The 23,623-nt window shown below is 72.3% G+C and carries 24 protein-coding genes; 7 read left to right on the forward strand and 17 right to left on the reverse strand.

Annotated elements, in window-relative coordinates; genetic code table 11:
* Nucleotides 1–6: 6 nt before the first annotated feature.
* Entirely contained in the window at nt 7–678 is a 672-nt protein-coding gene (locus tag NYE39_RS11575; protein WP_341012756.1) for a peptidylprolyl isomerase, read from the reverse strand.
* A 39-nt stretch (nt 679–717) separates the two neighbouring features.
* Here NYE39_RS11575 and NYE39_RS11580 point away from each other — a divergent pair, with 39 nt between their 5' ends.
* The gene (locus NYE39_RS11580; RefSeq protein ID WP_341012757.1) at nt 718–1,638 is read left to right on the forward strand and encodes an NAD(P)H-dependent flavin oxidoreductase; all 921 of its coding nucleotides are present in this window, start codon (nt 718–720) and stop codon (nt 1,636–1,638) included.
* 31 nt (nt 1,639–1,669) lie between these two features.
* Nucleotides 1,670–3,154, forward strand: a complete 1,485-nt coding sequence (locus tag NYE39_RS11585) for a hypothetical protein (RefSeq protein WP_341012758.1) — start codon at nt 1,670–1,672, stop codon at nt 3,152–3,154.
* Between the two features lie 147 nt (nt 3,155–3,301).
* Here NYE39_RS11585 and NYE39_RS11590 read toward each other — a convergent pair whose 3' ends face one another.
* From NYE39_RS11590 to NYE39_RS11600, 3 genes are all read right to left on the reverse strand, one after another.
* Nucleotides 3,302–3,943 (reverse strand): FMN reductase, encoded by a 642-nt coding sequence (locus tag NYE39_RS11590; RefSeq protein ID WP_341012759.1) that lies wholly within the window; start codon nt 3,941–3,943, stop codon nt 3,302–3,304.
* On the reverse strand, nt 3,940–5,103 hold the full coding sequence (locus NYE39_RS11595; protein WP_341012760.1) for an LLM class flavin-dependent oxidoreductase: 1,164 nt from the start codon (nt 5,101–5,103) through the stop codon (nt 3,940–3,942). Before NYE39_RS11595 ends, NYE39_RS11590 begins: the two co-directional genes overlap by 4 nt.
* Before the next feature lie 169 nt (nt 5,104–5,272).
* On the reverse strand, nt 5,273–6,232 hold the full coding sequence (locus tag NYE39_RS11600; RefSeq protein WP_226282841.1) for a 5,10-methylenetetrahydrofolate reductase: 960 nt from the start codon (nt 6,230–6,232) through the stop codon (nt 5,273–5,275).
* Nucleotides 6,233–6,312: 80 nt separating this feature from the next.
* On the opposite strand from NYE39_RS11600, the gene NYE39_RS11605 reads away from it, so the two are divergent.
* Entirely contained in the window at nt 6,313–7,071 is a 759-nt protein-coding gene (locus tag NYE39_RS11605; protein ID WP_072623388.1) for an SDR family NAD(P)-dependent oxidoreductase, read from the forward strand.
* A 133-nt stretch (nt 7,072–7,204) separates the two neighbouring features.
* On the opposite strand, the gene NYE39_RS11610 is transcribed toward NYE39_RS11605, so the two are convergent.
* Nucleotides 7,205–7,672 carry an aminoacyl-tRNA deacylase gene (locus tag NYE39_RS11610; protein ID WP_341012761.1) on the reverse strand — a complete coding sequence of 156 codons (468 nt, stop codon included), beginning with the start codon at nt 7,670–7,672 and terminating at the stop codon, nt 7,205–7,207.
* A 10-nt stretch (nt 7,673–7,682) separates the two neighbouring features.
* Entirely contained in the window at nt 7,683–8,075 is a 393-nt protein-coding gene (locus tag NYE39_RS11615; RefSeq protein ID WP_341012762.1) for a hypothetical protein, read from the reverse strand.
* A gap of 74 nt (nt 8,076–8,149) precedes the next feature.
* Between NYE39_RS11615 and NYE39_RS11620 the strand changes: the two genes are divergently transcribed.
* Complete coding sequence (locus NYE39_RS11620) at nt 8,150–8,656, forward strand: DUF4395 domain-containing protein (RefSeq protein ID WP_341012763.1); 507 nt, start codon at nt 8,150–8,152, stop codon at nt 8,654–8,656.
* Nucleotides 8,657–8,746: 90 nt separating this feature from the next.
* Here NYE39_RS11620 and NYE39_RS11625 read toward each other — a convergent pair whose 3' ends face one another.
* A complete protein-coding gene (locus tag NYE39_RS11625) occupies nt 8,747–9,496 on the reverse strand; it encodes an enoyl-CoA hydratase/isomerase family protein (protein WP_341012764.1) in 750 nt (249 codons plus the stop codon).
* Entirely contained in the window at nt 9,496–10,674 is a 1,179-nt protein-coding gene (locus NYE39_RS11630; protein ID WP_205703082.1) for a thiolase family protein, read from the reverse strand. The genes NYE39_RS11625 and NYE39_RS11630 overlap by 1 nt, the downstream gene beginning before the upstream one ends.
* A gap of 75 nt (nt 10,675–10,749) precedes the next feature.
* On the opposite strand from NYE39_RS11630, the gene NYE39_RS11635 reads away from it, so the two are divergent.
* Together NYE39_RS11635 and NYE39_RS11640 are read left to right on the forward strand one after the other, a co-directional pair.
* Complete coding sequence (locus tag NYE39_RS11635; protein WP_072623394.1) at nt 10,750–11,064, forward strand: hypothetical protein; 315 nt, start codon at nt 10,750–10,752, stop codon at nt 11,062–11,064.
* Nucleotides 11,065–11,076: 12 nt separating this feature from the next.
* A complete protein-coding gene (locus NYE39_RS11640; protein WP_341012765.1) occupies nt 11,077–11,928 on the forward strand; it encodes an SDR family oxidoreductase in 852 nt (283 codons plus the stop codon).
* A 90-nt stretch (nt 11,929–12,018) separates the two neighbouring features.
* Here the strand turns inward: NYE39_RS11640 and NYE39_RS11645 are convergent, their stop codons facing one another.
* The 7 genes from NYE39_RS11645 to NYE39_RS11675 are packed head-to-tail and all read right to left on the reverse strand — an operon-like array spanning nt 12,019 to nt 20,473.
* On the reverse strand, nt 12,019–12,528 hold the full coding sequence (locus NYE39_RS11645) for a GyrI-like domain-containing protein (protein ID WP_192911258.1): 510 nt from the start codon (nt 12,526–12,528) through the stop codon (nt 12,019–12,021).
* Nucleotides 12,525–12,701, reverse strand: coding sequence for a hypothetical protein (locus tag NYE39_RS11650; RefSeq protein WP_341012766.1), 177 nt, complete (start codon nt 12,699–12,701; stop codon nt 12,525–12,527). The genes NYE39_RS11645 and NYE39_RS11650 overlap by 4 nt, the downstream gene beginning before the upstream one ends.
* 52 nt (nt 12,702–12,753) lie before the next feature.
* On the reverse strand, nt 12,754–13,266 hold the full coding sequence (locus NYE39_RS11655; protein WP_341012767.1) for a GNAT family N-acetyltransferase: 513 nt from the start codon (nt 13,264–13,266) through the stop codon (nt 12,754–12,756).
* On the reverse strand, nt 13,263–15,173 hold the full coding sequence (locus tag NYE39_RS11660) for a penicillin acylase family protein (RefSeq protein WP_341012768.1): 1,911 nt from the start codon (nt 15,171–15,173) through the stop codon (nt 13,263–13,265). Before NYE39_RS11660 ends, NYE39_RS11655 begins: the two co-directional genes overlap by 4 nt.
* Nucleotides 15,160–17,565, reverse strand: coding sequence for a GNAT family N-acetyltransferase (locus tag NYE39_RS11665; protein ID WP_341012769.1), 2,406 nt, complete (start codon nt 17,563–17,565; stop codon nt 15,160–15,162). Before NYE39_RS11665 ends, NYE39_RS11660 begins: the two co-directional genes overlap by 14 nt.
* A complete protein-coding gene (locus NYE39_RS11670; RefSeq protein ID WP_341012770.1) occupies nt 17,562–18,968 on the reverse strand; it encodes a lysine N(6)-hydroxylase/L-ornithine N(5)-oxygenase family protein in 1,407 nt (468 codons plus the stop codon). Before NYE39_RS11670 ends, NYE39_RS11665 begins: the two co-directional genes overlap by 4 nt.
* Nucleotides 18,965–20,473, reverse strand: coding sequence for a pyridoxal phosphate-dependent decarboxylase family protein (locus NYE39_RS11675; protein WP_341012771.1), 1,509 nt, complete (start codon nt 20,471–20,473; stop codon nt 18,965–18,967). Before NYE39_RS11675 ends, NYE39_RS11670 begins: the two co-directional genes overlap by 4 nt.
* 164 nt (nt 20,474–20,637) lie before the next feature.
* Here NYE39_RS11675 and NYE39_RS11680 point away from each other — a divergent pair, with 164 nt between their 5' ends.
* Nucleotides 20,638–21,876 (forward strand): MFS transporter, encoded by a 1,239-nt coding sequence (locus NYE39_RS11680; RefSeq protein WP_341012772.1) that lies wholly within the window; start codon nt 20,638–20,640, stop codon nt 21,874–21,876.
* 124 nt (nt 21,877–22,000) lie between these two features.
* Here NYE39_RS11680 and NYE39_RS11685 read toward each other — a convergent pair whose 3' ends face one another.
* Together NYE39_RS11685 and NYE39_RS11690 are read right to left on the reverse strand one after the other, a co-directional pair.
* Nucleotides 22,001–23,149, reverse strand: a complete 1,149-nt coding sequence (locus NYE39_RS11685) for a hypothetical protein (protein ID WP_341012773.1) — start codon at nt 23,147–23,149, stop codon at nt 22,001–22,003.
* A 4-nt stretch (nt 23,150–23,153) separates the two neighbouring features.
* Nucleotides 23,154–23,621: a GNAT family N-acetyltransferase gene (locus NYE39_RS11690; RefSeq protein ID WP_341012775.1), complete on the reverse strand. Its 468-nt coding sequence runs from the start codon at nt 23,619–23,621 to the stop codon at nt 23,154–23,156.
* Nucleotides 23,622–23,623 lie beyond the last annotated feature (2 nt).

The raw sequence follows: 23,623 nt of genomic DNA on the forward strand, positions 1-23,623 counted from the left end.
CGGGGCCTACTTCTCCGCGATCGTCACGCTCTCGATGGTGTGCACCTTGGCGGGGGCGCCGTCGTCGGCGGACCCGTCGGCCTCGATCTTCTCCACGGCGTCCATCCCCTGCGTCACCTTGCCGAAGAGGCTGTAGCTCGGCGGCAGCTGCACGCCCGCGTCGCCGGTGATGATGAAGAACTGCGAGCCATTGGTGTTGGCGCCCGCATTGGCCATGGCGACCGACCCGATCTCGTAGTCGCCCTGCTCCGGCAGCTCGTCGTCGAACTCGTAGCCCGGCCCGCCGCTGCCGTCGCCCGAGGGGTCACCGCCCTGCGCCATGAAGTCCTTGATGACCCGGTGGAAGGTCAGCCCGTCGTAGTACTTGTAGCGCGCGAGGACGACGAAGTTGTTGACCGTCTCGGGTGCCTGCTTCGCGTCGAGCTCGATCGTCACCTCACCGGCGTCGGTCGTCATCGTCGCCGTGTAGGTCTTCGCCCCGTCGATGCACATCGGCGGCGCCTGCTCGAAGCTCGTGGCCCGCACCTCGGCGCCGCCCTCCGGCGGGCACTCGGTCTCGCCGCTGATCGCGGTGGTCTCGGCACCGGAGGACCCGCCGTCACCGGACCCGTCGTCGGAGCCGCACCCGGCGAGGGCGAGCACGGCGGAGGCGGCGAGGGCGGCGGCGCGTCGGGTCATGGGCCGGAGTCTAGGAGTGCACGGAGCATGATGAGGGACATGATCGCCATCACCGACCTGCTCGGCACGACCCACCCGATCATCAGCGCCCCCATGGCCGGCGTCGCCGGCGGCCGCCTCGCGCACGCCGTCTCCGCGGCGGGCGGGCTCGGCATGATCGGCGCCCGCGGCACCTCGTCGCCGGAGTGGATCGCCGAGCAGGCGGCGCTCGCGGGAGAGGGGGCCACCCCCTTCGGCATCGGGCTCATGGCGTGGGTGCCGCAGCTCGACGAGCAGATCGACGCGATCACCTCGCTCGCCGGCCTGTCGCGGCCCAAGCTCGTGTCGGTCTCCTTCGGCGACCTCGTCGAACCCGTCCGGCGCCTGCACGAGTGGGGCCTGCTCGTCGCCTGCCAGGTCGGCAACGCGGCCGATCTCGAGCAGGCGATCGAGGCGCGCGCCGACATCATCGTCGCCCGCGGTGGCGAAGGGGGCGGACACGGCCGTGACGAGGTGGCCACCGACGACCTGCTCGCGATGGCGCTGGCCGCGACCGAACGCCCGGTGCTCGCTGCCGGCGGCATCACGACCGCCGCCGACGTCGCCCGCGTCATGGGTGCCGGCGCTGCCGGCGTGTGGTGCGGCACCCCCTTCCTCACCTGCGTCGAGGCGGACAACACCCCCGCAGCCAGGGCCGCGCTCGTCGCCGCCGACGCCACCCGCTACTCGCGCGTGCACGACGTCGCGCAGGGCCTCGCGTGGCCGCGGGAGTTCGGCGGGCGGGCGGTGGACACCCCCTTCGTCCAGCGGTGGGCCGGTGACGAGGACGCGATGACCGACGCCGCCCGCGCCGAGCACGCCGACGGCCGGGAGCGCGGCGACACCGGTTACACCCCGCTCTACGCCGGGGTGGGTGTCGACCGGCTCACCGCCGAGACCGACGCAGCGAGCGTCGTGCGGTCCCTCGTGGACGGCATTTGATCTGACGTGATCGCCGTCACAGGATGAGGGCATGAGCGACGAGACCACCGCGGGTGTGCACTTCCCGGCCGACGACCAGGGCAAGCGGTCGACGACCACGACGACGAAGGGGGTCCTCGCGGACTCGGTGCGTGCCGTCGACCCCGCGCTCGCCGAGCGCATCGACGGCGCCCGCGAGTGGCGCACCGACTACGTCGACCTCGTCCACGACGTCACGGCCGCCAGCGCCCGCTCGCCCGAGGCCGCGAGTCGGATCGCCGCCGACGGGCTCGCCTCGATGCGCCGAAGGATGGTCCTCGTGGACGACGCCGGCAGCGAGGTGCCCCTCGACGAGGCGCACGCGGAGATGCCCGCCGGGGCGGCCCCCTTCGGCACCGAGAGCGTCCGCGGCACGGCCGAGCCGGTCACCGAGCTGCGCGTCCCCGTCGGCGGTCGCGAGCTCGCCGGTGAGGAGCTGCGCGGTCAGCTCGGGGCCTGGGTCGACGCCGGGCTCGTCGAGCCCTCCTTCGCCGAGGCGGTCGGTGAGGTCATCGACCACCCGGAGTGGCTCGCCCTGCCCGGCCACCGCGCGCTGCTCGTCGGGGCCGGCGCCGAGATGGGGCCGCTCGAGACGCTGCTGTCGTGGGGCGCCGACGTGCTCGCCATCGATCTGCCGCGCAGCCGTGCTTGGCGCTACAAGAAGGGTCTCGCCAGCCGAGGTGCCGGCACCCTGACCTTCCCCGTCGACGCCGCGGGCGACTCCGGCGCCGACGTCGTCCACCAGCCCGGCCAGGTCCTGGAGTGGGTGCGCCGGGTGCGCGGCGACGAGCCGCTGGCCGTCGGCATGCACGCCTACGCCGACTCGGGGGTGCACGTGCGGGTGAGCGCCGCGATGGACCTGCTCATGGGCGAGCTGACCGACGACGACGCGCGGACCGCGCTCGCCTGGCTGGCGACGCCGACCGATGCCTTCGTCGTGCCGCCGGAGGTCGTCGAGGAGTCCCGACGCCGTTGGGCCGCACGGGGGTTCGCGCTCAAGGGGGTGCAGGCGCCGGCCCGCGCGCTGGGCCGCCGGCGGCTCTTCGCCCCGGCCTACCGCGACGCCCGTGCGGGGGAGTCCGGCATCGCCGACGTCCTCGTGCCGCAGCAGGGGCCCAACTACGCGGTCGCCAAGCGGCTGCAGCGCTGGCGGGGTGTCGCCGCCGAGGGAGCCGGCCAGACCGTCTCCTTCAACGTCGCGCCCGCGACGTGGACCCGCTCGGTGACCAAGAACCCCGTGCTCGGCGCGGCCTACGGCGGCGCCCACCACTTCGGGGTCGAAGTCTTCCGCCCCGAGACCGTGCGCCCGCTCATGGCGGCGCTGCTCGTGCGTGACCTCGTACGGGAGACCCCGCAGCGCGCGCACCCGGAGGAGCTCTTCAGCGAGGCCGCGGCCCACGGTGGTCTGTGGCGCGTGGGCTACGAGCCCAAGACCGCGCTCGGGGTCGCCGCCGTGGCCGGCCTGCCCGGCTCCCTTCGCCGGCGACTGCGGGGGTGAGGGGTGCCCCCCTTCGCCTCATGATTTCCGGGTGACCCGAGAATCTGCCCCTTCGCAAGAGTTTGAAACCCTGGCGAAGGGGCAGTTTTCCGGGTGACCCGATATTCGTGTGGCGCGTGAGGTGACCGCCAGCCGGGCGAAGGGAGGTCAGCTCCCGTCGTGCCCGCGCAGCAGCTGGCTGAAGTCGGTCACCGGACCGAGCGTGCCGCTCGCCTCGTCACCCGTGGGCGCGAAGCCGGCGACGCCGGTGCGCTCGGCGACGACCAGGGCGGCGAGCTCGCCCGCCGCGCGGTGCATTCGCCGCTCGAGGTCGGCGTCGCCACCGAAGTCCTCGGTCGCGGCGAAGACCGCGGTCGGCACGACGACCGCGCGCAGGTAGGCGAAGAGCGGGCGCATCGCGTGCTCGAGCACGAGGCTGTGCCGGGGCGTGCCGGCGGTGGCCGCGATGAGCACCGGCTTGCCGATGAGCGCGTCCTTGTCGAGCAGGTCGACGAAGGTCTTGAAGAGGCCGGAGTAGCTCGCGGTGAAGACGGGCGTGACGGCGATCAAGCCGTCGGCGGCGACGACCTTGGCCTGGACGGTCTCCAGGCCGGGCGTCGGCCGGTTGCCCGAGACCATCGTCTGGGCCATCTCGACGGCCAGCTCGCGCAGCTCGACGAACTCGACGTCGACCGACTCGCCGCGCCCGCCCACGGCAGCGCGCGTGGCGTCGGCGAGCTGGTCGGCGAGCAGCCGGGTGCTCGAGGGCGACGAGAGCCCAGCGGTGATGACGACGACGGACCTGCTCATCGGGTGGCGACCTCCTCGCGCTGCGCCGCCGCCTCCTGCTCGGCGATGGCGACCGGGCTGGTGACGACCTTACGGTGCGGGCTGTCGGGCCCCTCGGCCACCAGCGACGCGTGGGTCGGCGGCTCGCTCGGCACGCCCTCGGGGCGGCGTGCCTCGAACTCCCTTCGCAGCACCGGCACGACCTCGCGGCCGAGGATCTCGACCTGCTCGAGGGCCATCTCGAGCGGCAGGCCGGCGTGGTCCATGAGGAAGAGCTGGCGCTGGTAGTCACCGACGTGGTCGGCGAAGGAGAGGGTGCGCTCGATGACCATCTCGGGCGTGCCGACGGTCAGCGGCGTCTGGCGGGTGAAGTCCTCGAGCGAGGGCCCGTGCCCGTAGACCGGCGCGTTGTCGAAGTACGGCCGGAAGACCCGCTTGGCCTCGGCCTCGCTGTCGGCCATGAAGGCCTGTCCGCCGAGCCCGACGATCGCTTGGCTGGCGTCGCCGTGGCCGTAGCGCTCGAAGCGCTGCCGGTAGAGGCCGACCATCTGGGCGGTGTGCTCGATGTTCCAGAAGATGTTGTTGTGGAAGAACCCGTCGCCGTAGAAGGCGGCCTGCTCGGCGATCTCGGTGGACCGGATCGAGCCGTGCCAGACGAAGGGGGCGACGCCGTCCAGTGGCGCAGGGGTGGCGGTGAAGCCCTGCAGCGGCGTGCGGAACTGGCCCTTCCAGGTGACGTTCTGCTCGCGCCACAGGCGGCGGAGCAGGTGGTAGTTCTCGATCGCCAGCGGGATGCCCTGGCGGATGTCCTTGCCGAACCACGGGTAGACCGGGCCGGTGTTGCCGCGGCCCATCATCAGGTCGACGCGCCCGTCCGACAGGTGCTGGAGGAAGGCGTAGTCCTCGGCGATGCGCACCGGGTCGGTCGTCGTGATGAGCGTCGTCGCGGTCGAGAGCTTGAGGTGCTCGGTCTTGGCGGCGATGTAGGCGAGGTGGGTCGTCGGCGCGGAGGGGACGAAGGGCGGGTTGTGGTGCTCACCCGTGGCGAAGACGTCGAGCCCGACCTCCTCGGCCTTGAGCGCGATCTGGGTCATCGCGTGGATCCGCTCACCCTCGCTCGGCGTGCGACCGGTCGTGGGGTCCATCGTCACGTCGCCGACGGAGAAGAGTCCGAACTGCATTGCCGCCTCCAGTTTGTTGAATCCTCAACTAGTCTAGCGGCAGGGGGTGACGATGCATTCCCGTAGGCCTCGAGATTTCCGGGTGACCCGAGAAACTGCCCCTTCGCAAGGGTTTCAAACCCTTGCGAAGGGGCAGCTTCTCTTGCTCAGTTGCCGTCCGGGCCCTCGGTCAGTCCCGTTCGAGCAGCGCGGCGACCTCGTGGGTCAGCTCCTCGGCGGCCTCGATCTCGACCCGTCGGCTGGAGACGGACTCGATGTTGAAGCCGAAGGGGATGCCGAGGTAGCGGCAGAAGTCGGTGAGCTCGCGGGCCGCGTTGAGCGCGTGCTGGCGGGACCACTTCAGCGGGTCGTCGGCGTGGACGATCTCGTTGCGCACCCAGCTGGGCACCCGCACGCCGAGCCACTCGAGGAAGCTCAGCGTCTTGTCCGACCCGCAAAGCGACAGCGTGAAGATCAGCGGCGCCGGGTCGAGCTCGTCCTCGACGACGGCATAGCGGTAGTCGGAGGCGAGGTTCTTGGCCGCGCCGATGTCGTAGACGATCTGGCTGATGAAGAAGCCGGCGCCCCCGTGCTGCTTGCGCAGGAGGCGCTCGTGCTCGTCGCCGCGACTCGAGTGGCGCTCGGGGATCGTCACGCCACCCAGCGGCAGGCTCGGCCGCACCTCGCGGTGCAGCTCGAGCGCGCGCGGCAGCGTCGTGCGCACCTCGGCATCGCTGCTCGAGCTGCCGACGAAGACCGTCAGGACGTTGTCGGGCGCGGCCTGCAGCCAGGTGGCGAGCTCGTCCTCGCGGTACTTGCCGACGGCCCGGTAGACGATCGCCGGCCGATCCCAGTCCGCGAGCTGGCGGTCGAGGTAGTCGCCCGGGTCGAGCATCGAGGCGAAGGGGAAGGGGCGGGGGGCGGCGTTGCGGTCGGCCTCGTCGGTGATGTCGTAGAGGACGAGGGCGTCGACCGGCAGGGCCTCGACGCGGGCGAGGGTCCGCGCGGCGATCTCGCTGATCCGATCGGGCGCGGTCTCGGCGCGGGGTGGGGTGATGCCGAAGAGCAGGACCTCGCGCGGGTTGCGCACCGCGGCGGGGAAGTCGCCGGGGGAAGGGGTCTTGGATTCCTCCGGAGGGAGCTCACTCATGCGGGCACCGTAACCGGCGATCGGCCACTGGCTAGGCTCGGCCCGACACCCGGACACCGTCCCCCTTCGAGGAGAGCACCGTGCAGATCACCGACACCGCCGCCATCGTCACCGGAGGAGCCTCGGGTCTCGGCGCCGCGACCGCCGCAGCGCTCGTCGCGGGCGGCGCGCGCGTCTTCGCCTTCGACCTGCCGGCCGCCATCGAGGGGGCCCCGCAGGTCGACGGCATCGAGTACGTCGCCGTCGATGTCACCGACCCCGAGCAGGTCCAGGCCGCGGTCGACACCGCCGCTGGTGCCGGCGTCCCGCTGCGCACGGTCGTCAACTGCGCCGGCATCGGCCCGTCGATGCGCATCCTCGGCAAGAAGGGTCCGCACGACCTCGGCCTCTACGCCAAGATCATCCAGGTCAACCTCATCGGCTCCTTCAACGTGCTGACCCTCGCCGCCGAGAAGATCTCCCAGACCGAGGCCCTCGAGCACGGCGCCCGCGGCGTCATCATCAACACCGCCTCGATCGCCGCCTACGACGGCCAGGTCGGCCAGGCCGCCTACTCCTCGAGCAAGGGCGGCATCGTCGGCCTCACCCTGCCCGCCGCCCGCGACCTCGCCCAGCACGGCATCCGCGTCATGACCATCGCCCCCGGCATCGTCGAGACCCCGATGCTCGCGACCGTCTCCGAGGAGTTCCGCGAGGGCCTGGCCAAGGGAGTTCCCTTCCCGCAGCGCCTCGCCCGCCCCGAGGAGTACGCCCAGCTGGCGCTGTCGATCATCGACCACGACTACCTCAACGGCGAGGTCATCCGCATGGACGGCTCGCTGCGCATGGCTCCTCGCTGAGTGTCGGTCCCTCTCGGCAGCGACTCCTCGCTTGCGTCCGCTCCGCGAGGCCGTCGCGTCAGGCCGGTCCTCAGTGAAATACACGGCGCGTGATCGCTCACGCGCTGTGTATTTCACCCGCAGGGGGCGCGCGTCAGGCGGGGTCGGTGACGTCGGCGACGGTGGCGTCGAGGTGGGCGAGCATGGCGTCGGCGTCGAGGGTGGCGGCGACGCCGTGGGCGCCGGCGCCGATCGAGACGGTGCGGCCGGCGACGGTCTCGTCGGCGACGACGGGCAGGGCCCGCAGCGAGCCGAAGGGGGTGATCGTCCCCCGCTCGTAGCCGGTCACCTCGCGGGCGATCTCCTTGTCGGGCAAGGAGATTCGGTTGACCGACAGCAGCGCCCGCAGCTTGGGCCAGGAGATCTGCCGGTCGCCCGGGACGAGGACGAAGAGGTGGTCGCCCTCCCCCCTTCGCACGACGAGGGTCTTGATGATGTCGCGCGGCTCGACCCCGCGGGCCGCGGCCGCCTCCTCGAGGGAGCGGACCATGCCGTGCCGGGTGATCGTGTGCTCGATGCCGCTGTCGACCAGGGCCTGTGCCGCTCGGGTGCCGCCGTCCATGGTCAGCAGCCTACGGCCGCCCGAGTCGCGCTCTCAGGCGCTGGCTCAGCTCGACGTCGTGCTGGAGCCGGCTGAGCTCGGCCGCGCGAGCAGCCACTCCCTGCCTCCGCAGGTGCTCCGCCAGGTACTCCCAATGGGCCTGCGCCATGTCGTCAGCCGTGAGGTCTTCGCCGGGCTCGTCCGGGCCGACCACGGTCACAGCCGTCTCGGCGATCTCCTCGACGGTCGTGTGCCGCCAGAGGTCGTCGGGGCCCTGGGTGGTCCAGCCACGGTCGGCGAGCAGGACCCGCCGGCTGCCGTCGTCGAGGACGGCCAGGTGGAGAGCGGACACGGACATCGACCGGGGGCCGTTGGCGCCACCGTTGAGGTCGACGACGGTCAGCACGCGCGTCACGGAGTCCATGACGGTTCATCGTGCCAGCACGCACACATCACATGACGTTATGAATACCCAAACGCAGGCTTATGATTGGACGCATGGCCTTCTTCACCTTCCCCAACCCGGTCAACGACAAGGCGGCGCGCACGGTCGCCACCGGTGTCGTCGCGATCAGCGTGCTGACGCTCGTGACCGGCTGGTGGTGGCTGCTCGTGCCGCTCGCGCTGGGGTTCCTCGGTCGGGTGCTCGCCGGGCCCCGGCTCAGCCCGCTCGGCTGGCTGGCGATGCGGGTCGTGGCGCCTCGCCTCGGCGAGCCGGTGCTCACCCCGGGGCCGCCGAAGCGCTTCGCCCAGGGCATCGGCCTGGCCTTCTCGACGACCGCAGCGGTCCTCGCCCTCGGCCTCGGCCTGCACACCGCAGCGGGGGTCGTGCTCGGCGTGCTCGTCGTCTTCGCGACCCTCGAGGCCGCGCTCGGCTTCTGCGCCGGCTGCTGGGCCTTCGGTCACCTCATGCGCCTGGGCGTCATCCCCGAGGAGACCTGCGAGGCGTGCGCCGACCTCACCCGCCGTCGCCCGGCCGTCGAGGAGCCGGCGACCACGGCCTGAGCCGCCGTCTTCACCACATTCGAAGAAGAAGCGCCCGGCGATCCGGGCGCTTCTTCTTCGATTCAGGGGGCGTGATGCCCCCTTCGGCCCTCAGCGCCCGAGGAAGGCGTCGAAGAGCGCCTGCGTCTCGGGCAGAGAGGCTCGCGCGCGGATCGTCTCCGCCTCGTCCCGACCGCTGTCCTCACGAGGGCGAAGGGAGCCGGCGCGCAGCAGTCGTCGGGTCTGGCCGTAGGCACCGGCCGGTCCGGCGGCCCAGACGGCCGCGAGCTCGTGGGCCCGGGCGAGCGGGTCGGCCGCGATCTCGGCGACCAGGCCCTGCTCACGGGCCTCGTCGGCCGACAGCGGCTGGTCACGCAGCGCGAAGGCGAGCGCCCGCTGCCGCCCCATCGCCAGCGGCAGCAGGGTCGAGGTGCCGCAGTCGGGGTTGAGCCCGATCTTGGGGTAGGCGACGACGAACTTCGTGCCCTCGGCCGCGATGACGACGTCCCCGGAGAGCATGATGCCCAGCCCGGCGCCGGCGACGGCACCGTGGACGGCGACGGCCACCGGCTTGGCGAGCGCCTCGAGCGCGGCCACGGCCGCGTCCCCCGCGACGGCGAGATCGTAGAGGTCCGCGGCGGTGTCCTGCGAGTCGGCGAAGGAGGCGATGTCGCCGCCCCCGCAGAAGCGCTTGCCGGCACCGCTGAGGACGACGGCGCGCACCCCTTCGTCCTCGGCAGCCCGCTCGGCGGCCTCGCGCAGGCCGATGCCGAGCGCCAGGTCGAGGGAATTGGCCGACTCCGGTCGGTTGAGCTCGATGTGGGCGACCCCGTCGGCGACGGTGTACTCGACGGCCGCCATCAGATCCGCCGGAACATCGCGGCGAGAGCCTGACCGCCACCGATGCACATCGTGACGATGCCGAGCTCGAGGTCACGGCGGACCATGTCCTTGGCCAGGCGCAGGGTGAGGATCGCGCCGGTCGCGCCGACGGGGTGCCCCAGGGCGATGGCGCCGCCGTAGGGGTTGACCCGAGCGGGGTCGAGCTCGGTGTCGCGGATGACCGCCACGGCCTGCGAGGCGAAGGCCTCGTTGAGCTCGATGGAGCCGATGTCCGAAGGGGAGGTCCCCGTCTTGTCGAAGAGGGCCCGCAGCGCGTGCGTCGGCGCATAGCCCATGAGCTCCGGCTCCATCGCCGCGGTGGCGACGGCCTCGAGGCTGACGAGACCGGTGAGGCCGCGCTCGGCGACGGCGGACTCCCGGCCGAGGACGACCGAGGCGGCGCCGTCGTTGATGCCGGAGGCATTGCCGGCGGTGACCGTGCCGTCCTTGGCGAAGGCCGGGCGCAGCTTGGTCAGGGTCTCGAGCGTGGTGTCGGGCTTGGGGTGCTCGTCCTTGTCGGCGGTGAAGGGCTTGCGGCCACCGACCTCGAAGGGGGTGATCTCCTCGGCGAAGGCCGCCTGCGCCTCGGGGGTGGCGGCGCGGCGCTGCGACTCGAGGGCGAACTCGTCCTGCTCCTCGCGGGAGACGCCGTACTTCTTCGCCACGTTCTCCGCCGTGACGCCCATGTGGATGTCGTGGAAGGGGTCGGTGAGCATGAGGACGGTGCCGTCCTGCAGCTGGCGGTTGCCGAGCTTGTAGCCACTGCGGGCACCGAAGTCGTAGAAGGGCATCCGGGTCATCGACTCGTCGCCGCCGGCGAGGGTGAAGTCGAGGTCGTTCCACCGCATCTCCATCGCGGCGGACCAGATCGCCTGCAGGCCCGAGCCGCACAGGCGGTTGACCGTGTAGGCCGGGACATTGGTCGGCAGGCCGGCGGTCACGGCGACGCGACGCGCGTTGTAGGCGTCGGGGCCGACCTGGCCGATGCAGCCCATGACGACCTCGGAGATGTCCTCACCGGCGACGCCGGCACGCTGCAGCGCCACCCGGCTGGCCTCGGCGCCGAGCTCGAAGCCCGGGGTGTCCTTGAACATCCCGCCGAAGCTTCCGGTCGGGGTACGGGCGCCGTCGACGACGACGATCTTCTCGGTGCTCATCAGCTGCTCCGTGGTCGGTGGGTGCGTTCGGGGTCAGCATCCCACCCCCGGCGAGGGCGGTCGTAGCCTGTCCGCATGGCACTTCGCAGCGCAGAGAGCGTCCAGACCGCCCCCGTCGCCGCCCTCGGGCTGATCGGCGGCTACCTCACCGCCCGCGAGAGCGGCATCCGTCCGCTCGGCGGGGTCGTCCTCGGCGTCGCGGGCCTCTTCGCCGGCCGCAGCTGGCTGGCCAAGACCGACCCGGCGACGACCGCCGTTCTCTCGGCGATCTACCTCGGCGGCTTCGGCGCCTCCCACCCGCTGGCCAAGAAGGTCGGTGCCTGGCCGGCCGTCCTCGGCGTCGCTGCCGCCTCGGCCGCCGCGTCCTACGCCCTGTCCGACCGCCGCTAGCCGGTGGTTGAGGTGCGACGAAGGAGCCTCGAAACCGCCCTCACCGGCGCCACCGGCCGTATCGGCGGCCGCGTGGCCGCACGCCTCGCGACGAAGGGGGTCCCCCTTCGCCTCCTCGTCCGCGACCCTGACCGGGCACCGGACCTGCCGGGGGCGACGCCGGTCGTGGCCCCCTTCGCCGATGGTGATGCGGTCCGCGCGGCCCTCGCGGGTGTCGAGACGGCCTTCATGGTCTCGGCCTCGGAGGCGGCCGACCGGGCCCAGCAGCACGTGACCTTCGTCGAGGCGGCAGCGGACGCCGGGGTGCGACACCTGGTCTACCTGTCCTTCCAGGGGGCGAGCCCGGAGTCGACCTTCACCTTCGCCCGCGACCACGCGGTGACCGAGGAGGCGATCCGCGCCTCGGGCATGTCCTGGACCTTCCTGCGGGACAGCTTCTACGCCGACTGCATGCCCGGGCTGGTCGGTGACGACGGGATCATCCGCGGCCCGGGAGGTGACGGTCGGGTCGCCGTCGTCGCCCAGGACGACATCGCCGACGCGGCTGCCGCAGTGCTCCTCGACCCGGCAGCACATGCAGGGCGCACCTACACGCTGACCGGACCGGCAGCCTTGTCCTTCAACGAGATCGCGGCGATCGTCGGCGAGGCGAGCGGGCGCGAGGTGCGCTATGTCGACGAGACGCTCGACGAGGCTCGGGCCTCACGTGCCCGCTATGGCGCTCCCGACTGGGAGGTCGCCGGCTGGATCTCGACCTACACCGCGGTCGCGGCCGGCGAGCACGCGGAGGTGACGGGCGACGTCGAGGCGCTCACGGGGCACCCGGCGACGCCGCTGCGCGAGGTGCTCGCCCCCGCTGGCTGAGGTGCGACGGCCTCCCCGCTGGCTGAGGTGCGACGGCCTCCCCGCTGGCTGAGGTGCGACGCAGGAGCCTCGAAGCCTCGAAGCCCAGGCTCAGGCGCCGTAGGGAACCACCAAGTCGGTGCGCAGCGTGCTCGGGTCCATGTCGGGGGAGGGCTCGGTGACGTAGACCTCCCAGAAGGGCAGCCCCGGCTGACGCCCGTCGGAGGCGACTCGCTGCATGAGGTCACCCCATGCCCCGCCGAGCCCGTCGTAGCCGCCGAGGTGCGAGATCGTCGCGACCTCGGCCGCCGGCAGCTGTGACGGGACGAAGGTGATGCCGCCCGCCTCGAGCTCCCCGTCGAGCGGCGCGGCCACGGGCATGCCGACCTCGAAGGTCATCGTCGCCCCCGGCATGCGGTGGTGCAGCGAAAAGGCCGGGCCGGCGATCTCGATGCCCTGCTCGGCCAGGGCCGGCACGAGGGCGGTGAAGGTCTCGTCGAAGATCGCCGGCATCCCGTCGGGCGCGACGTCCTTGGCGAGGCGCACGACGGTCGGCACGTGCGGGCTCGAGAGGTAGGTGACGTCGGTGTGGGGCGGGGCGAAGTAGCTCGGCTGGCTCATGGGTCCCTCCTCGGGCTGCGGTTGCTGATCATGCCCGCGGCCACCCACGCGGCCGCGACGAGCACGCCGCCGCCGACCGGGTACCAGCGCGGCACCTCGTCGAAGAAGGCGAAGCCGAGGCCGAAGGCCATGGTGATGATGACCGCGATGATCGCGGGTGTGCGTGTCCCCATGTGGTGAGTCTGCCGGGGGCCGCGGGCGCTGTCCACGACCGGAGGGGTCGGGTCAGACCCCCACCAGCGACTCGAAGCGCTCACGGGTCAGGTAGACCATGCGAGCGTCCTTGTCTCCCACGCGCACCCGCTCGCCGAGCTCGAAGCCGATCTGCTGCGCGCGGTGGAGGACCGCGCGGTTGGAGGCGTCGGGCTCGCCGACGAGCCGCTGCACCGCGGGGTCGGCGAAGAGCCACCGGTAGATCCCCACGCCGACCGTCGCCGCGTCCTCGCCGGGCGCGACGAAGGCGTGCGCGCCCACGTCTCCCGGTTGCACGTCGTAGGCATCGGCGACCGGGTCGTGCTCGGGCTCGTAGGTCTGCACCAGCGCCACCGGCCGCCCTTCGCTCTCGCCGATCCACGCCCAGTGCGCCTCGAGGGAGTCGACGAAGGCGTAGATGTCGCGCACCTCCTCGACGCTCTTGTCGCCCATGCCCCAGAAGCGTCCCCGTGGCTGCGTCACCCACGCGTGGACCAGGGGCGCGTCCTCCTCCGGGCGAAGAGGGCGGAAGGTCAGGTCGGTCATGTCGTCTCCTCGTCGGTCAGGGTGTGCAGGTCGCCCGCGCGCCAGGTGTCGTGCTGGTCGTGAGCGTGCGGTGAGTCGTCGGGCCCGTCGGCGCCGAGCGGCACGACCCACGAGCTCGGGCCCTCGAGCGACCACACGAGTCGGGCGGCCGGCCCGCGCCAGCACAGGTCGCTCAGGCCGGGCGCGGCGGCCGTGGCCAGCACGCAGTCGCCGTCGCCACCGAGCGGCCCGCTGGGCGGAGTGCCGGTGTGCTCCGCCCGGACGAAGGGGGCGAGGTGCCGCTCCCCCCACGTCCGGTCGTCGGCCGGGGCCTGCGCGACGCGCACGAGGGCCTGTACGGCGAGCTCGTCGAGCGGCAGCCCCCAGTCGGGCCCGACGTGCACGATCCGCTCGATGCCGGCGCCGACCCGGGCCACCGGGTCGACCCAGGGCGCGAAGAGCGCTGCGAGACCAGCGGGTTCGTGGATCGGGGCGAGCCGCGGGTGGGCCGCGACGGCGAGGACGAGCTCGGTGCGCCAGGCCGCGAAGAGGGCCGCGTCGTGGCTGCCCGCGTCCATGTGGCCGTCCCACGCGAGCAGCCGTCGGCGAAGCTCCTCGGCGGGGCCGGTGGCCGCGACCCCGCCGAGGAGAGTCTGGAAGGTCGGCCAGGAGCCGAGCCGGGTGTCGGTCTGGATCGCCGCGAGCCCCGCGACGTCCCAGGTCGGGCGCCCGCCGAGGAGCTCGGTGATCCGGTGCGCTCGGTGCGGCGCGGCAAACTCCTCGCCGAGCGCCGCGACCGAGGCGCGCCGATCGTTGGCGTGCACGACGACCTCGCCGTCCGCCAGGTCCCGACGAGCCGCCTGCGCCGCCACCGTGCCCACCTGAATCTGCATTCCCCCGGGGGAATGCGAACTCGGCGTCCCCACCTGAATCTGCATTCCCCCGGGGGAATGCGAACTCTCGATGGTGACGAGGCGGCCGGCGACGCGCTCGCGGACCCGGCCGTCGGCGCCGGCAATGACGACGGCGTTGACCGGCTCCACCCAGCCGTCGAGGGCGGTGTCGACGTCGTCGACCGTCCGCGCCAGGAGCAGCCGGCGCATCGTGGCCAGCCCGATGTCGCCGTCGACGCGCGCGGGCGAGATCGGGTGGGGGACAACGGGGTCCGCGTCAGGCGCGATGTGCTGGTAGTCGGCCATCGCGTGGGTCACTGCCCACGCGACCGAGCCGGCGTGACCGAAGTGGGGCAGGCCCGGCACACCCGCGAAGGCAAGCCCGGAGACGTCGATGTCGGGCGTGGTCAGACGCACCTGCTGGTAGATCCCGGGGGCCTCGAGCACGCGGTGCGGGTCGGCGGCGATCATCGGCGCGCCCGTGGCGGTGCGCGACCCGGTGAGCGCCCAGGCATTGCTGCCGCCGAGCGGCACACCCTCGTGGCTCAGCAGGTCGAGCGCGTCCTCGCCGAGCTGCTGGCGGACGTGCCGGCGCCACAGCAGGTGCCCGAAGTTGCCCATGAGCACGTGCTGGACGAGGAAGACACCGGCCGGCGACCAGCGCTCCCACCGCTCCGCCTGCGTGCCGGTGGCGGCGAACTCCGGTGCGCGGGCGCTCCCTTCGTCCAGACCGTCGTTGACCCCGGCGACGTAGGCGTCCAGCCACGCCCTCGTCTCGTCGTCGAGACCCGCGACCGCGGCCCGGGCGATGCCGGCGAGGTCGGCCCGCTCGGCGAAGTCGTCCCAGTCGGACGGTCCGAGCAGCGTCGCCGAGGTCGCCTCGGACCGCCGCCGCTCGACCTCGATCTGCCAGGCCCGGTCGATCGCCGCCGAGCGCCCCTGGGCGTAGGCGAGGTCGTCGAGCGTCTCCCCCAGCAGAGCGGGATGCCGCGGGCAGCCCGCTCCACCCGCCAGCGTCGGCTCACCCGACCACACCCCCTTCGCCGGCCCCAGAACTCTGCATTGCCCTACGGCAATGCAGTCCTTCGACGTCAAGACTGTGCATTGCCGTAGGGCAATGTGCGTGGAGTGGGTTGGCGAGGTCGCCGACCCGGATGAGCGAGCCCTCGGGGTCGGTCAGGTCGACCATCTGCAGGGTGTTGCGCAGCTGCAGCCGGTTGAGGCAGGAGTGCTCGAAGCTCTCCCGCAGCAGGTCCAGCCGCGCGGCCCGAGGGTGGTCGGCCGCGTGCTCGGCGATGCACTCGGCGACAAGCGCCCAGAAGTCCTCACCGGTGAGCACCTCGTCGTCGGCGAGGATCTCGGCGACGAAGCGCAGCACCCCGTCGAGCACGTCGGTGAGCACCGACAGCGACTGCACCTGCGGGTCAAGGACGTGCCGGATGCGCTCGACCTCGGGCGGCAGCTCACGGTCGGACATGACGACGACCTCCTCGCCGATGTCCTTCATGAAGACGCCGGTGGGCACGTGGTCCTCGAGCACGAGGATGAGGTTTTCGCCGTGGGGCATGAAGGCCAGGTCGTGCACGCCGAGGCAGTGGACGACGGGCCGCAGGTAGGCGCGCAGCATCCGCCGCACCCACTCGCGCGCGCCGATGGGGCTCGCCGCGATGAGCTCGGTGATGAGCGCGGCGCCCTCGGCGTCGCGGTGCAGCAGCCCGGTGAGGGACTGGAGCCGTTGTCCCGCAGCGAGCTTCGGCACGGGCGACTCGCGCCAGAGCGCGGCCACCATCTTGGTGTGCGGGTTGGGCACCCCGAGACGGTGGTAGGCGTCGCCGGTGTAGCCGATCGCCGCGACCTCGCGCAGCACGCGGAAGCCGCAGCCGGCGAGCTCCGGGTCGCCGGCGACGACGTCGGCCACCCAGTCGTTGATCGCCGGCGTCGCCTCCATGTACTTCGGCGAGAGCCCGCGCAGGAAGCCCATGTTCTGGATCGCCAGCGCCGTCTTGACGTAGTGCCGCTCGGGACGGTCGGTGTTGAAGAAGGTCCGGATCGACTGCTGCGCGCGGTAGCGGTCCCGCGTCGGCCCGAGGTGCACGACATCGCGCCGGGCAATGTCCGCGGCGAAGGTCACCGCGAGCTTGTGGTCCCACTGCCACGGGTGGACCGGCATGAGCAGGTAGTCCGCCGGGTCGACCCCCTTCGCCTGGAGACGAAGGGAGAACCGCTCCCGGTCCGCAGGGTCGAGCTCGCCCGCGTAGAGGTCCTCCTCCGTCATGCCCTCGGTCAAGGAGAGGTGGGCGACGTTGCGCCGCACCGCGATCCACTCCAAGCGGACGTCGGCGCCGGCCTCGGGTGAGTAGGCCGCGTGGTCGGTGGCGGAGAAGCCGATCCGACCGTTGTTGGCGATGAAGGCGGGGTGGCCCTCGGTCATCGCGGACTCGATCGTCTGGAAGTCGGCGTCGACGAGGTCGCGGCTCGTGTGCCGCGCGTGGTGCCACTTGTGCGCCAGGCTCGCCAACGTGCCGCTCAGCTCCTCGAGATAGGTCGAGCGCAGGTGGTCGGGGATGCCGAGCACCTCGTGCAGGTCGGAGACGACGCCGAGCGCGTCGACCTCGGTGGCCTGCCCCGCGACGGTGCGCTCGATGCTCGCCGGGTCGACCCGCCAGTGCTCGAGCGCGTGCCGGGTCACGGCGAAGGTGTAGGTCGCCGCCCCCGCCGCGATCGTCCACCGCCCGTCGGCGGTCGGCTCGGGCGCGAGCACCCGCTCGTGGGTCAGCTCGCCGATCGCTTTGGCGGCGACGTGCCGGTGGGCCCGCGCCATGACCTCGGGCTCGAGGTGCGCGACGTCGGGGGAGGGGTGCACCTCCCTTCGTCCCTCGAGCTCGCTGCTCGCGAAGTCCGCGAGCGTGCAGAAGCTCAGCAGGGCCTCCTTGTCGGACAACGTGATTCGGCGGTCCACGACGAAGCCGGCCGCAGCGTTCTTGGTGTGGATCGCGTGGTTGCGCACGTCCGGCTCGACGACGACCTCGGTGACGGCCGGGTCGCGGAAGCAGAAGTGCATCACCGCGCGGAAGACCTGCGAGGTCATCCCGTGCACCGGGGTGTCCGTCGGAGCGACGAGCACGTGCATGCCGAGCTGTCCCGGCTCGACGCGGTAGTGCGTCGCGAGCACCGAGTGGCCGGGGTCGTAGGTCTCGGTGAGGAAGGTCGGGACGCCGTCGACCCGCCCGAGCCACGCGTCGTGGTGCGGGTCGGCATCGATCTCGTCGAAGGCCGCGCGTGACTGCTCGGGGGTCAACCCCTGCATCCCCCAGAAGGCGGACCGCGGGTGCGTCACCCATGCGTGCAGCAGCTCGGCGTGCTCGGCGGGCACGACCGGCTCGATCGTCACCCGCCCGACGGGCGTGATCATCGCGAAGACGCTCATCGGGCCACCGCCTCCGCCGTCCCCCGGTCGTCGAGGTGCGACGAAGGCGGTGTCCTGAGGTGCGACGAAGGAGCCTCGAAGGAAGCCTCGAAGCCACGCACCACCGGCGACTCGACCTCCCCGACACCGAAGTGCTGGAAGGCGATGCGCTCCTCCACCGGGTAGACCTCGCGCCCCGTGATCGCGTTGATGATCACGGAGTTGCGGTAGGCGCCCATGCCCAGGTCGGGGGCGAGGACGGAGTGGGTGTGCTCCTCGGCGTTCTGCACGAAGATCCTTCCGTCGAGGTCGACGCTGTAGTCGGCCCCGGTGTCGTAGCGGTCGCGGGCGTCGCGCCGGATCCGGTCGGCGACGGGCGCGAGGAAGTGCGGGGTGCGGGGGCGGTAGCCGGTGGCGAGGACGAGGCCCTCGCTGCTCACCTCGACGGCGGCGTCCTGCTCCTCGTGGTGCACACCCAGCCGGTAGCGACCCGTGGTCGCATCCCAGCTCGCCTCTCGCACCTCGCTGTTCGTCAGCAGGGTGGTGGGGACGGGCGTGCCGGTCTCGACGCGGATCCGGTAGAGGGTGTCGTAGATCTGGTCGACGAGGTCGCCGCTGATCCCCTTGTAGAGGTTGCGCTGCTCGCGCAGCAGCACGTCGCGCCGCTCCATCGGCAGCTCGCGGAAGTAGCGGGCGTACTCCGGCGAGGTCATCTCGAGCGTGAGCTTCGTGTACTCCATAGGGAAGAAGCGCGGCGAGCGGGTGATCCACGTCAGGTGGTAGCCGTGCTCGGGGAGCCCCTCGAGCAGGTCGAGGTAGATCTCGGCGGCGGACTGCCCACTGCCGATGACCGTCACGGACTCCTTGTCCTGCAAGGCCGCTCGGTGCTCGAGGTAGTAGCCGGAGTGGGTCACCGGCCCCTCGAGTCTTTCCGCGACCGGTGGCACGGTCGGCTCGGTCCCGATGCCGAGCACGACATGACGAGCGCGAAGGGAGGCCACCGTCCCGTCGCCGAGGCGGGCCGTGACGAGGTAGGTGCCGTCGGCCTCGCGCTCGACGGCGGTCACCTCGTGGCCCCAGCGGATCGTGTCGAGCTGGTCGGCGACCCACCGGCAGTACTGGTCGTACTCCGCGCGCAGGGGGTAGAAGCTCTCCCGGATGTAGAAGGGGTACAGCCGCCCGATCTGCTTGAGGTGGTTGAGGAAGCCGAAGCGGCTCGTCGGGTCGGCCATGGTCACCAGGTCGGCCATGAAGGGCACCTGGATCGTCGCGCCCTCGAGCATCATCCCCGGGTGCCACGAGAACTCGTCCCGCGCCTCGAGGAAGACCCCGTCGACGTCGGGCAGGTCGTGGGTCAGCGCGGCCAGGCCGAGGTTGAAGGGCCCCAGGCCGATGCCGACGAAGTCGTAGGTGTGCTCGCTCATCGCGTCACCCCCGCCATCGTGGGTCGAGGTGCGAGGGCGTCCGCGCCCGAGCCTCGAGACCCCGCGGCGACGCGCAGCTCGTCGAGTTCGTCCTCAGCGCGCAGCGCCTCACCGGTGGTGGCGATCGTTTCGATGATCCCGCGCAGGTGCGCTAGCGAGGTCTGCGGGTTGAGCAGGGTGAACTTCAGCCACGCCCGACCGTCGATCGTCGTGCCGGCGACCATGACCGAGCCGTCGTCGAGGAGGGCGTGCCGGATGCGGGGGTTGAGCGAGTCGGCCTCGGTGACGCCGACTCCCTTCGGCCGGTAGCGCATGAGGACCGTGCTGAGCACGGGCTCGACGGCGACCTCGAAGCGCTCGTCGTCGCGCAGCACGTCCCAGACCTGGTGGGCGCGGTCGATGACCTCGTCGAACATCTCGCCGACGGCATCGGCGCCGGTGACTCGCAGCGTGAGCCACAGCTTGAGCGCGTCGAAGCGCCGCGTGGTCTGGAGCGACTTGTCGACCTGGTTGGGCGTCACCGCGGTCCGCGGGTTGAGGTAGTCGGCGTGGTGGGTGACGTGGCCGAGCGTGGCGCCGTCGCGCACGACGATCGCGCTCGAGCTCACCGGCTGGAAGAAGGTCTTGTGGAAGTCGACGGTCACCGAGTCGGCGTGCTCGATGCCGTCGAGCAGGTGACGACGACGAAGGGAGGTGAGCAGCCCCCCGCCGTAGGCAGCGTCGACGTGGAGCCAGGTGCCGTGCGCTGCGGCCAGGTCGGCGATCGTCGAGATCGGGTCGATGACCCCGAGGTCGGTCGTCCCCGCGGTCGCGACGACGGCCATCGCCGTCTCGCCGCGCTCCCGGATGCCGTCGAGCTCGGCCGCGAGGGCGGCCGTGCTCATGCCGCCGGTCTCGTCCGTCGGCACGGCGATGACGGCGCTCGGGTGCAGGCCCATGATCCGGGCGGCCTTGATGACGCTGAAGTGGCTGTGCTCGGTCGCGAGCACCCGCAGGGTGGCGTCGCTCCCGGCCCGACGGACCGCCTCGCCGCGCGCGAGGAGCAGGCCCTGGAGATTGGACTGCGTGCCGCCGCTCGTGAAGACGCCGTCCGCGCCCTCGCCGAAGCCGATGCGCCCGGCGGTCCAGCGGATGAGGCGCTGCTCGACGAGTGTGCCGCCGGCGCTCTGGTCCCAGGTGTCGACCGAGGTGTTGACCGCCGCGATGATGCCCTCGGCGAGCACCGCGGGGAGGGCGACGGGGCAGTTGAGGTGGGCGACGTAGGAGGGGTGGTGGAACCAGATCGCGTCGCGCAGGTAGATGTCGGTCACCTCGGCCAGCGCCGCGTCGAGGTCGGCGGCGGGCCGGTCGAGGTCGACACCCTCGACGGCGGGGGTGAGGTCGGCGACGGTCGCCCCGGTCGAAGGGGCGTCCGCGGCGAGGTGCTGCGCGACGAGCTGCGTCACGCGCGCCATGCCGCGGACGTAGTCGTCGGCGGTCTCGTGCGTCAGGAGGTGGGGGTTCACCGAGCATGCTCCTAGAAGTAAGGGATACCTAACTTAGGTAGTGCTGGCCTAACATAACTGCCGTGCGTCGCCCTCGCTCGTCGAGTTCCGCGGCGCTGCGCATCACCGCCGATGCGCGATGACCCCTACCCGGGCGCCTGCCCACGAGCGCGAGGAAGATCCCCGTGACCACCACTGCCCCGACCGTCACCCGAGGCGCCGAACCCCTTGGCGCAGAGCGGTTTCGGCTCATCACCGCGCTCTACTTCACCCAGTACCTCGGTGTGGGCTTCCTCACGATCGGGCTCGTCGCGATCCTCCGCGACGGCGGCACCTCGCTCGCCACGCTCGGCCTGATCCAGACGATCGGGCTCATCTGGCCGCTGAAGTTCCTCTGGGCCCCGCTCGTCGACCGCTTCGGCAGCCGCCGCTTCGGCCACTACCGCTCGTGGCTCGTCCCGCTCCAGCTGGGGCTGGTCCTCACGCTCCTGGCGCTCACCCCCTTCGTCACGCCGGCCGACCACCTCGGCCCGGTCATCGCGATCTGCTCCCTCTTCGTCGTCTTCTCCGCCACCCAGGACATCGCCGCAGACGCGCTCACCGTGCGCCTGCTCGGCGACGGCGACCGGGGGCTCGGCAACGGCATTCAGGTCGGCGGCAACTACCTCGGCAGCGTCGTCGGGGGCGGTCTGGCCGTCGTCGTGTACGACCAGTGGGGCTGGGTCCCGGCGATCCTGCTGCTCGCCCTGCTCACCGCCACGGCCCTCGGGGTCGTCATCGCCTTCCGCGAGCCGGAGCGCGAGGTGCTCGTGCGTCGGGCCGGGCTGCGCGAGCTGCTCACCGTCTTCGGCCAGCCCGGTTGCCGCAGCTGGGTGCTCGTCGTCGTGCCGCTGTACTACATCGGTGCCGCCGTGGGCTACGCGATCGTCTCGCCCGCGCTCGTCGACGCCGGCTGGTCCCTGACCAAGATCGGCATCGTCTCGGGCGCGATCGCCTCGGCCCCGGCGGTGCTCGCCGCCCTCGGTGCCGGTGCGCTCATCACCCGCTGGGGTCGTCGTCGGGTGCTCGTCCTCGGGGGTGCGCTGCTCGCGGTCGCGACCCTCGGCCTGCTCCCGCTGGCCCTCGGCGAGACCTCGACCGTGTGGACGACCGTCGCGCTGTGCGCCTTCATGGCGGCCTACGCCGTGGCCAATGTCGTCGTCTACACGATCAACATGGACTTCGCCCGGCCCGACTCGGCGGGCACCGACTTCACGACGCTGACCTCCTTCGCGCTCGCGATCTCCTTCGTCGCGGCCGCCATCGCGCTCACCGCCGCCGCGTGGATCGGCTACGAGGGCGTGCTCGTCGCGTCCATCGTTCTCGTCCTGCTCGGCACCGCCCTCGGCCTGCGCCACCAGCGCCGCCACGGCGCCACCGCCTGACCCCGGCCCAACCTCTGCATTGCCCTACGGCAATGCAGTCTCCCGACCCCTCAGGCCGCATTGCCGTAGGGCAATGCAGCCTCCTGTCCTCCCATGACCGCATTGCCGTAGGGCAATGCAGAGGTCAGGGGGCGCGGCGCCAGGTGCGGGTGCGGTCGGCGGTCGTCGTCGCGACGACCACGGCGCCGCGCGGGTCGGTGGCCATCGCGGCCAGCCGGCCCGGGAGCTGCGTGGCCGGCAGCTCCTCGGCGCCTGCCTCCACCCGCACGACCCGCGTGGTCCGGGGTTGCTCGCCTCGCGCCGGTTCGCTGTGCGCGACCGTGTCGACCGCACCGGCCGCCGTCCGGATCGTCGGCGCCGGCGAGTGCACGGCATCGGGCAGGACCGTCCGCGGCCGCGCCGGGGCCAGCCCGTCGTCGGTGAGGGCGACCCGCCACAGGACGACGTCCTCGTCGCTGCTGCCGGCGACGACGCAGTGGTCGGCGGCGCAGTCCACCGCCATCGGTCGTTGGGTCCCAGCCCCGGTCGAAGGGAGCGAGACCTCACGCCAGGGTCCGGCCGGCTCGGCGGCGGTCCACAGGACCGCCTCGTCACGGATGCGGTCGCCGAGCACCGTCACCCAGCCCACGGCCAGCAGGCCGCCGCCGGGTAGGTCGGTGACCGCACCGGGGGAGGGCTGGCGGGTGGCGGTCGCCGCCAGAGGAGTCCCCGGACGCGTCGGTCGGGCCCACCGGTCGCCGTCGCGGGTCCAGACGGCCACGTCGAGGCCCTGCCGGCTCCGCGCCGCCCAGCTGCCGAGGATCACCGGACCGGCTTGCGAGAGAGCCGTGCCCGTGAGCCCGCCAGCGTCCCAGCCGCCGAAGACCTCGAACCGCTGCGGCTGCTCGACGACCTCGTCGAGGTCGCCGCTCCACACGGTCCAGCGCACGTTGCCGTGCGCGCCGGCGCGGTGACCGCCGACGGCGACGACCTCCCCTTGGCGCTCGCTGACGGACAGCAGCTCCGCCTCCCGCCCGGCCCACTCCCAGCGGGTGTCCATCGCGACCGGGCGGCTGCTGCCGTCCGGCCGGACGACCGTGAGCGACGCCCGCTCTTGCGCGCTGTCGTCGTAGCGGCCGACGAGCAGCCCGTCATCCGCCCCGGTCAGGGTGACCACCCGCCCCGCCCCGGGGAGGTCGACCGGCTGCCACCGGTCGGCCTTCGGCGTGGGGCTGGTGCACGCGGTCAGGGTCAGCGCGATCGCCGCGACGGGGCCTGCGACCGACGAGCGCACGGGGTCACAGCTCGCGCAGGTAGCAGAGCATGCGGTAGTCGGCGCCCGGGTGGACGTTGACGAAGCCGTGCCGCTCGTAGAAGCGGCGCGTGTCCACGTCGACCTCGTCGACGTTGATGTGCAGCTCAGCGGCCCCCTTCGCCACGATGCGCTCGACTGCGGTGGTGAGCAGGACCGTGCCGATGCCCTGGTCGCGCAGCTCCGGCACCACGTAGAGCTCCTCGAGCTGGCCGAGCAGCCCGTCGTAGTAGGGCGTCGGGCGCAGCGTCAGGTAGGCGAAACCCGTTGGCGCAGCGCCCTCCTCGGCCAGCAGCACGAGCACGTCGTCGCGGGCCAGCAGGTGCTCGAAGCGCCCGGCGAAGTCTGCGGCGCTCGGTGTCGTCTCCTCGTCGAACTCGACGTTGAAGTCGTGGAGCAGCCGCCCGACGAGGTGGGCGTCGGCCGGTCCGGCGGGGCGCGTCGTCGCTGCCATGC

It is taken from the genome of Janibacter sp. FSL W8-0316, assembly GCF_038004165.1.
In the GTDB taxonomy this organism is placed as follows: Bacteria; Actinomycetota; Actinomycetes; order Actinomycetales; family Dermatophilaceae; genus Janibacter; species Janibacter indicus.